At 69.7% G+C, this 8,845-nt stretch carries 8 protein-coding genes, 1 rRNA gene and 1 pseudogene; 6 read left to right on the top strand and 4 right to left on the bottom strand.

The features are described from left to right. Window positions 1–289: pseudogene (locus tag E4P42_RS26590) on the bottom strand (acetyl-CoA C-acyltransferase); the annotation flags it as partial. 92 nt (window positions 290–381) lie between these two features. Here E4P42_RS26590 and mce point away from each other — a divergent pair. Beyond that, complete coding sequence (gene mce / locus E4P42_RS26585; RefSeq protein WP_135129625.1) at window positions 382–852, top strand: methylmalonyl-CoA epimerase; 471 nt, start codon at window positions 382–384, stop codon at window positions 850–852. A gap of 7 nt (window positions 853–859) precedes the next feature. Here the strand turns inward: mce and E4P42_RS26580 are convergent, their stop codons facing one another. Both E4P42_RS26580 and nucS read right to left on the bottom strand, forming a co-directional pair. Further along, window positions 860–1,168 (bottom strand): hypothetical protein, encoded by a 309-nt coding sequence (locus E4P42_RS26580; RefSeq protein ID WP_135129624.1) that lies wholly within the window; start codon window positions 1,166–1,168, stop codon window positions 860–862. A gap of 17 nt (window positions 1,169–1,185) precedes the next feature. Then, window positions 1,186–1,857, bottom strand: a complete 672-nt coding sequence (nucS, locus tag E4P42_RS26575) for an endonuclease NucS (RefSeq protein WP_135129628.1) — start codon at window positions 1,855–1,857, stop codon at window positions 1,186–1,188. Between the two features lie 50 nt (window positions 1,858–1,907). Here nucS and E4P42_RS26570 point away from each other — a divergent pair, with 50 nt between their 5' ends. The 5 genes from E4P42_RS26570 (at window position 1,908) to E4P42_RS26550 (ending at window position 8,619) form a co-directional block, all read left to right on the top strand. Continuing rightward, window positions 1,908–3,524 (top strand): adenylate/guanylate cyclase domain-containing protein, encoded by a 1,617-nt coding sequence (locus tag E4P42_RS26570; protein WP_135129623.1) that lies wholly within the window; start codon window positions 1,908–1,910, stop codon window positions 3,522–3,524. 59 nt (window positions 3,525–3,583) lie between these two features. Then, a complete protein-coding gene (locus E4P42_RS26565; RefSeq protein ID WP_135129622.1) occupies window positions 3,584–5,392 on the top strand; it encodes a fatty acyl-AMP ligase in 1,809 nt (602 codons plus the stop codon). 212 nt (window positions 5,393–5,604) lie between these two features. Beyond that, on the top strand, window positions 5,605–6,186 hold the full coding sequence (locus E4P42_RS26560; RefSeq protein WP_135129627.1) for a TetR/AcrR family transcriptional regulator: 582 nt from the start codon (window positions 5,605–5,607) through the stop codon (window positions 6,184–6,186). Between the two features lie 445 nt (window positions 6,187–6,631). Continuing rightward, the gene (locus tag E4P42_RS26555) at window positions 6,632–8,122 is read left to right on the top strand and encodes a DNA-3-methyladenine glycosylase 2 family protein (RefSeq protein ID WP_135129626.1); all 1,491 of its coding nucleotides are present in this window, start codon (window positions 6,632–6,634) and stop codon (window positions 8,120–8,122) included. After that, entirely contained in the window at window positions 8,119–8,619 is a 501-nt protein-coding gene (locus E4P42_RS26550) for a methylated-DNA--[protein]-cysteine S-methyltransferase (protein ID WP_135129621.1), read from the top strand. Before E4P42_RS26555 ends, E4P42_RS26550 begins: the two co-directional genes overlap by 4 nt. Before the next feature lie 107 nt (window positions 8,620–8,726). Here E4P42_RS26550 and rrf read toward each other — a convergent pair. Continuing rightward, a 5S ribosomal RNA gene (rrf, locus tag E4P42_RS26545) occupies window positions 8,727–8,840 on the bottom strand. Window positions 8,841–8,845 lie beyond the last annotated feature (5 nt).

The following is an 8,845-nucleotide window of genomic DNA, read 5'->3' as shown; positions in this document are numbered from 1 at the left end:
ACGCGATCGCATCGATGCCCGACAGGCACATCTTGTTGATCGTCAACGCCGGCACATCCCAGCCGATCCCCGCCGCCACCGCGGCTTGGCGCGCCGGCATCTGCCCCGCCCCCGCGGTCAGCACCTGACCCATGATCACGTAATCGACCGCCGACGGCGCCACCCCCGACTTCTCCAGGGCGGCCTTGATCGCGATGCCCCCCAGATCACTACCCGAGAAATCCTTCAACGACCCCATCAGCTTGCCCACCGGCGTACGGGCTCCAGCAACGATCACCGACGTGGTCATGAGTACCTCCAGGGGGTTTGTAGTGGCTTCGTCCAGGCTATCCACCGGATGAGGAGTATTCGAAACCGATGTCGTTAGGTTACCTTTGCGATATGACCGCCGAGCAAATTGACGCCCGTCCAGTCCTGGCCACCGCGCTGGTGACCGCGATCGACCACGTCGGTATCGCGGTGCGCGACCTCGACGAGGCGATCAAGTGGTACCACGACCATCTGGGCATGATCGTCCTGCACGAAGAGGTCAACGAAGAGCAGGGCATCCGCGAGGCGATGCTCACGGTGCGCGGCGCGGCGGTCGGCAGCACCCAGATCCAGCTGATGGCGCCGATCGACGACGAGTCGACGATCGCGAAGTTCCTCGACAAGCGCGGCCCCGGCCTGCAGCAGTTCGCCTACCGGGTCAGCGACCTCGATGCGCTCACCGAGCGGCTCCGCGACCAGGGTGTGCGCCTGATCTACGACGCCCCGCGCCGCGGCACCGCGAACTCCCGGATCAACTTCATCCACCCGAAGGACGGCGGCGGCGTGCTGATCGAGCTCGTCGAGCCGGCCGCCGAGCACTGATCGGCCACTAGGACCACCTGCGCGTCGGACCGCGCGTCGCCCGGCGTGACCAACACGGCGTGTGCCAGTGGCGTCGGTCGTCGACCGCGGACTCCCCCACCCACCCGTCGTTGCGGGCCGGCCACACCACGACGTGGGCGGTGCCGACACGGATCTCGTGGTCGCACCCCGGGCACCGGTAGGTCTTGGTGGCCCGCGACGCCGCGACCGCGCGGACCTCGTAGTCGTGGCCGTCCGGCCCCGGTTCGATCCGGCGGGGATCGAGCGCGGACGGCAGCGGCCGCGGCCGCCGCGGCGGGGTCCGGCGCCTGGGCATACCGTCAGTCTAGGGGGTCAGAAGAGCCGGAACTCGTTGCTGTCCATTCCCCGCATCTGATCGTAATCCAATGTCAGGCAACGGATTCCGCGGTCGGTCGCGAGCGTGCGCGCCTGCGGCTTGATCTGCTGGGCGGCGAACACACCGCTGACCGGCGCCAGCAGCGTGTCGCGGTTGAGCAGTTCGAGGTAGCGGGTGAGCTGCTCGACGCCGTCGATCTCCCCACGCCGCTTGATCTCCACGGCGACCGACCGTCCGGCTTCGTCGCGGCACAGCAGGTCGACCGGGCCGATCGCGGTCATGTACTCGCGCCGCACCAGCGTGTACCCGGCGCCGAGCAGCTCCACGTGTTCGGCCAGCAGCTTCTGCAGGTGGGCCTCGACGCCGTCCTTCACCAGCCCCGGGTCGACCCCCAGTTCGTGGCTGGAGTCGTGTTCGATCTCCTCGACCGTGATGCGCAGCTGCTCGCCGGCCTTGTTCTCCACCACCCACACCGGATGCGTCCCGCCCAGCTCCTCGGACGTCTTGCATGGTGGGCTCATCCAGTTCAGCGGCTTGTATGCACGATCGTCGGCGTGAACGCTCACCGAGCCGTCGGCCTTGAACAGCAGGAGCCGGCGGGCGGAGGGCAGATGGGCGGTCAACCGGCCGACGTAGTCGACGGTGCACTGGGCGATCACGAGGCGCACCCGCACAACATTAGGGTCTGCCGCCACGCGCAACTTAGGCTGTCGACACAATGACCGCGACGACGACCGGGAAGAAGAGCGTTCCGCAACGGCTGGGCGTCCTGCTCGAGAAGGTGACCCGGCAGAGCGGGCGCTTACCGGACGCTCCCGGTTATGGCTCCTGGCTGTTGGGCCGGCCCGAAGAGGATCAGCGGCGCCGGCGCATTCGCATCCAGGTCATCCTCACGTTCTTCATCCTGTTCACCAACGTGCTCGGCATCGGGGTGTCGCTGCTGCTCAACACCGTGGCGATTCCCGTCCCCAGCGTCTTCTCCGATGCGCCGGGATGGCTCACCTGGGCGGTGGTCCCGGCTTACATGCTGATCGCCCTGATGGCCGGCACGGCCTGGATCACCTCGAGGACGGTGCGCTCGTTGCGATGGGCCATCGAGGAGCGGACCCCCACCCGCACCGACCAGTACAACGTCTTCCTCGCGCCGTGGCGGGTGGCGAAGATGCTGCTCCTGTTCTGGGGTGTGGGTACCGCACTGCTGACCCTGCTGTACGGCTTGCAGGATTCGGCCTTCATCCCGCGGTTTCTGTTCGCCGTCGGGTTTCCCGGCATCGTGGTGGCCACCGCGTGCTACCTCATCACCGAATTCTCGCTGCGGCCGATCGCCGCTCAGGCACTCGAGGCCGGCCGTCCGCCACGTCGGCTGGCGCACGGGGTGATGGGCCGGACCATGACCGTCTGGCTGCTCGGTTCGGGGGTGCCGGTGCTGGGCATCCTCCTGCTGGCCCTCTTCTCGCTTTCGCTACGGAATCTCAGCACCACCCAGTTCGCCGTGGCCGTGATGATCATCGCGGTGGTCGCGCTGACGTTCGGGCTGATCCTGATGTGGTTGCTGTCGTGGATCATCGCGACGCCCGTGCGCGTCGTGCGGTCCGCGCTCAAGGCCGTCGAGGGTGGCGACTTCGACTGCCAACTGGTCGTCTTCGACGGCACCGAACTGGGTGAGCTGCAACGCGGCTTCAACTCGATGGTGCACGGCCTGCGCGAACGTGAGCGGGTGCGCGATCTGTTCGGGCGCCACGTGGGCCGCGACGTCGCGCTGGCCGCCGAGAAGCAGCAGATCGAACTCGGTGGCGAGGAACGCCACGCCGCGGTCGTCTTCGTCGACATCATCGGCTCGACGCAGCTGGTGACCAGCCGGCCGGCGGTGGAGGTCGTGGAACTGCTCAACCGATTCTTCGCCGTGATCGTCGAGGAGGTGGACCGCCACCACGGGCTGGTGAACAAGTTCGAGGGCGACGCCGTGCTGGCCGTGTTCGGCGCCCCGGTCGCGCTGGACAACGCCGAGGACGAGGCGTTGTCGGCCGCGCGCGCGATCGCCCGGCGGCTCCGCGACGAGGTGCCTGAATGCCAAGCCGGGATCGGGGTGGCGGCCGGTGAGGTGGTGGCGGGGAATGTCGGCGCGAAGGAGCGCTTCGAGTACACCGTGATCGGCGAACCGGTCAACGAAGCGGCGCGACTGTGCGAGCTGGCCAAGGAGTTCGACGCCCGCCTGGTGGCCTCGTCGGCGGCGCTGGACCGGGCCACCGACGGGGAGCAGCAGCACTGGTCACGGGGTGAGACGGTGACGCTGCGCGGCCATGACGAGCCGACCCGGCTGGCCCTGCCCGTCTGATCGGTCACATCGCCACGTCGGTAAGTGATACCGAGCGTAACGCTAATTAGACTCGAGTCATGACGACCGAGGGCCTGCTGCAGATCGAGGATTGCCTGAACGCCGACGGCGGCATCGCGCTGCCGCCGGGCGTCACGCTGATCTCGCTGATCGACCGCAACATCGCCCATGTGGGCGACGCGGTCGCCTACCGGTATCTGTCGCACACGGGCGCCGACGAGGGCCGCGCCGAGGAGCTCACGTGGACCCAACTCGGCCGCCGGATGCGCGCGATCGGGGCGTGCCTTCAGCAGGTCGCCGCCCGCGGGGACCGGGTGGCGATCCTGGCGCCGCAGGGGCTCGATTACGTCAGCGGCTTCTTCGGGGCGGTCAAGGCGGGGATGATCGCGGTGCCGCTCTTCGCCCCCGAGCTGCAGGGGCACGCGCAACGCCTCGACACCGCGCTGCGTGACGCCACGCCCAGCGTGGTGCTCACCACGGCTGCCGCGGCGGACGCGGTGCGGGAGTTCCTGGCCGACAACGGCTTCGGCGGGCGGGCAGTGCTGGTCCTCGACGAGATCCCCGACTCCGCCGGCGAGGGCTTCACGCCGGTCACCATCGACGTCGACGACGTGTCGCACCTGCAGTACACGTCGGGTTCGACGCGGACCCCCGTCGGGGTGGAGGTCACCCACCGGGCGGTGGGCACCAATCTGCTGCAGATGATCCTGTCGATCGACCTGCTCGACCGCAACACCCACGGGGTGAGCTGGCTGCCGCTGTACCACGACATGGGGCTGTCGATGATCGGCTTCCCCGCCGTGTACGGCGGCCACTCGACCCTGATGTCGCCGACCGCGTTCATCCGCCGCCCCCAGCGGTGGATCCGCGCGCTGTCGGACGGCTCGCGGCGGGGCCGGGTGGTGACGGCGGCGAACAACCTGGCCTACGAGTACACCGCCCAGCGGGGGCTGCCCGCGCCGGGCGAGGACATCGACCTGAGCAACGTCGTGATGATCGTCGGCTCGGAACCGGTCAGCATGGACGCGATTCGCGCGTTCGAGGCGGCGTTCGCACCGTTCGGGCTGCCGCCGACGGCCATCAAACCGTCCTACGGCATCGCCGAGGCGACGCTGTTCGTCTCGACCATCGCACCCGGCGCCCGGCCGACATCCGTTCACCTCGACCGCGCTCGGCTGACCGAGGGCCGCGCGGCGCCGGTCGCCGCGGGGTCCGGCGACGCGGTGACGCACGTGTCGTGCGGCCAGGTCGCGCGCAGCCAGTGGGCGGCGATCGCGGACCCGGCCACCGGCGCCGAACTCGCCGACGGGTGCGTCGGGGAGATCTGGCTGCACGGCGACAACGTGGCCCGCCGCTACTGGAAGCGGCCGCAGGAGTCCGGGCGCGCGTTCGACGCCGAGCTGCGCCCCCGCCTGCGCGCGGGCAGTCACTCCGCCGGAGTCGCCGACCGCGCCGGGTGGTTCCGCACCGGTGACCTCGGGGTGTACCTCGACGGTGAGCTGTACGTGACCGGCCGGCTGGCCGACATGATCACCGTCGACGGCCGCACGCACTATCCGCAGGACATCGAGGACACCGCGACGGCGGCGTCGGCGATGGTGCGGCGCGGTTACGTCGCGGCGTTCCCGGCCGCCGACGGCACCGCGGTGGTGGTCGTCGCCGAGCGCGCCTCGGGCACCCGGCGGGCCGACCCCGGACCCGAGGTGGACGCGATCCGTACCGCGGTCACCGATCGGCACGGCCTCGCGGTCGCCGACGTGCGGTTCGTGCAGGCCGGCCTCATCCCCCGCACCACCAGCGGCAAGCTGGCCCGGCGCGCGTGCCGCGACGAGTACCGCAGCGGGGTGTTCGACGCGGGGCCGCACTGACACAATGGGCGGGTGCCCGCTCCCTTCGGCACCTGCCGTCCGCTCACCGTGGCACTGGTCGTGGTGAGCGTGATGTGCACGGCTGCACCGGCATCCGTCGATGACGACAGTGCGCACCGCCGGATGAGGTGATCGCGATCGACGCGCGCGAGGCGAGCCCTCACGACTCGGCGTCCCCGGCCGGCGGCAAGCAGGCCGAGGCCCGGCTCACGGTGTCCCGGCACGCCTGCGCGCTGTTCTGGGCGAACGGGGTCCAAGCCACCAGCGGGGACGACATCGCTGCGGCGGCAGGGCTTTCCACCCGCACGATCTGGCGATACTTCCGCTCCAAGGAGAGCTGTGTCGAGCCGGTGCTCGACACGTCGGTCGAACGCTTCCTGGCCATCATGCGCCGGTGGCCCTCCGAGCTCTCGCTCACCGAGCACCTGGTCGCCGACGCAGCCGTCCACCCGATGAGCGAGCAGGAGATCGCCGACGAGATCACCGCGATGCAGATCGCCACCATGACCGCCTCGGAGCCCGCACTGCGTACCGCCTACCTGATGGTGCACGACCAGATGGAGCGCGGACTGATTCCGGTGCTGGCCAAGCGGTTACACCTCCCCGACGGCGATCTGACCGTGCGCCTGTGCGCGGCCGCGGTCACCGGGGCCTTCCGCGTCATCGACGAGGACGTCAGCAGGGCGGTGGTGGTGGACCGGAAACAGGTGACCCGCGCCGAGACGCTGGCGTTGATCGACCGCGCCATCCGCGACGCCACCAACGGCCGCCTCGGCGGACCCGTGAGTTCCTAGGGCGCGGCCGGATTGGGCGGGACGAATACCAGACCCGGCGCTTCGCGGGCAGGTGTCCGATTCTTGAGTCAGGCACCGCCACACACTCCGGTCGCACGGTCGACACGGTGGCCGCGGTCGCGCTGATCGCCGTCAGACCATGCTGGCGGGAATCGCACTGCTCGGTTTCCTCGCCCTGCCGATGAGCATCGACATCTGCGCCTACGAGGCCTGTGTCGACGAGAAGTGGGTCACCTAGGGGATGTGGACGTCGGCGTCATCCCTTCTCGTCGGGCTGGTGTTCGCCTGCTGGGCGATCTACCGCCGCGCCGAACGCCGGACCGCCTTCTGGCCGGCGCTGCTGGGCGCCGTGGGGGTGACGCGCCGGCGCGGCCCACCAGTCGCCGCCCACGACGATGTCCGATTCCCGCCAGTGTTGTCGGTGCCGGCGTGTAATCGTGTGAACATGCACGAGGATTTCGACCGGTGCCTGCGGGCGGTGCAGTCCAAGGACGCCCGCTTCGACGGCTGGTTCGTCACGGCCGTGCTCACCACCGGCATCTACTGCCGGCCGAGCTGCCCGGTGCGGCCCCCGTTCGCCCGGAACATGCGGTTCTACCCGACCGCGGCCGCGGCGCAGGCGGCGGGGTTCCGCGCATGCAAGCGGTGCCGGCCGGACGCGTCTCCGGGCTCCCCGGAATGGAACACCCGCGGCGACGTCGTGGCCCGCGCCATGCGCCTGATCGGTGACGGCACCGTGGACCGGGAGGGTGTTCCGGGACTCGCGGCCCGCCTGGGCTACACGAGCCGCCAACTCCAGCGCATCCTGCAGGCCGAGGTCGGCGCCGGCCCGCTCGCGCTGGCCCGCGCCCAGCGCGCGCAGACGGCGCGGGTCCTGATCGAGACCACGCCGCTGCCCTTCGCCGACGTCGCATTCGCCGCCGGTTTCGCGAGCATCCGCCAATTCAACGATACGGTCCGCGCCGTCTGCGACCTGACACCCACGGCGCTGCGGCAGAGGGCGCGGGCGCGGTTCGGCGCCGACGCCGGCGTGCTCGGTGCGCTCTCGCTGCGCCTGCCGGTTCGGGCGCCGTTCGCGTTCGAAGGGCTTTTCGGACATCTGGCCGCCAGCGCGGTGCCCGGTGTGGAGGAGGTCCGTGACGGCGCGTATCGGCGCACCCTGCGGTTGCCGTCGGGCACCGGCATCGTGGCTCTGTCGCCGCATCCCGATCACGTCCACTGCCGACTGGTCCTCGACGACTTCCGCGACCTGTCCGCGGCGATCTCGCGGTGCCGCCGTCTGCTCGACCTCGACGCCGACCCGGAGGCCGTCGTCGACGCTCTGAGCACAGATGACCGGCTCACCGCGCTCATCGCCAAGGCGCCAGGACAGCGCATTCCCCGCACCGTCGACGAGGCGGAATTGGCAGTGCGGGTGGTGCTCGGGCAGCAGGTGTCGGTGAAGGCAGCCCGCACGCACGCCGCCCGGCTGGTCACCGCCTACGGCCGCACGACGCACGATGCCGGCGGCGGTTTGACGCACGTCTTCCCGGCCGTGCATGACCTCGTCGAGGTCGACCCGGCACATCTGCGGATGCCGGCGTCCCGGCGCCGGACGCTGACCGGGCTGATCGGTGCGCTCGCCGACGGGGACCTCGTCCTCGACCCCGGGTGCGACTGGACCAGGGCGCGACGCGACCTGCTCGCGTTGCCGGGGGTGGGGCCGTGGACCACCGAGGTCATCGCGATGCGGGGACTGGGCGACCCCGACGCGTTTCCGGCCAGCGACCTCGGCGTGCTGGCGGCCGCCCGTGGGCTCGGGCTGCCGGATACGCCCCGCGATCTGGAGCAGTCCAGTGAGCGCTGGCGACCGTGGCGGGCGTATGTCACCCAACATCTCTGGACGGCGCTCGACCACGCCGTCAACGAATGGCCACCGAAGGAGACAGCGGCATGACCATGCGGTACCGAACCATCGACAGCCCTGTCGGACTACTGACTCTGGCCGGCGTCGACGGACGGATCCGTCATCTGAGGATGGTCGATCAGACCTATGAACCCGATCGCAACGGGTGGCAGCCCGACGACTCGGGGTTCCCGGACGCCGTCGAGCAGCTCGAGGCGTACTTCGCCGGTACCCGCACCGAGTTCGACCTCGACTTGGATCTGGTGGGCACGGGATTTCAGCGCCGGGTATGGGAGGCGCTGCTGACCATCCCGTACGGCGAGACACGGTCCTACGGCGAGATTGCACGGCAGATCGGTGCACCGGGGGCGTTCCGGGCGGTCGGTCTGGCCAACGGACACAATCCGATCGGCATCATCGTGCCGTGCCATCGGGTGATCGGCGCCAACGGAAGCCTCACCGGTTACGGCGGTGGACTCGACAGGAAACGGACACTTCTGGGCCTCGAACGGACTCATGCCGCGACGGTTCCCACGTTGTTCGATTGACGCCGGCGCATTCGCCATTTCCAATGAATGCGCGAATTGACAAGACTGGCGAAACACAAATGCCGCGGCCCCCCGATCGAAATCGGGGGACCGCGGTCTTAATGTGTGTTCGGCGGTGTCCTACTTTTCCACCCGTGTGGGTAGTATCATCGGCGCTGGCAGGCTTAGCTTCCGGGTTCGGGATGGGACCGGGCGTTTCCCTGCCGCTATGGACCGCCGTAACTTT

Origin of the sequence: Mycobacterium sp. PS03-16, from assembly GCF_004570325.1 — a bacterium.
In the GTDB taxonomy this organism is placed as follows: Bacteria; Actinomycetota; Actinomycetes; order Mycobacteriales; family Mycobacteriaceae; genus Mycobacterium.
The sequence above is the reverse complement of the archived record's forward strand: the minus strand, read 5'-3'. Positions and strand labels throughout refer to the sequence as shown.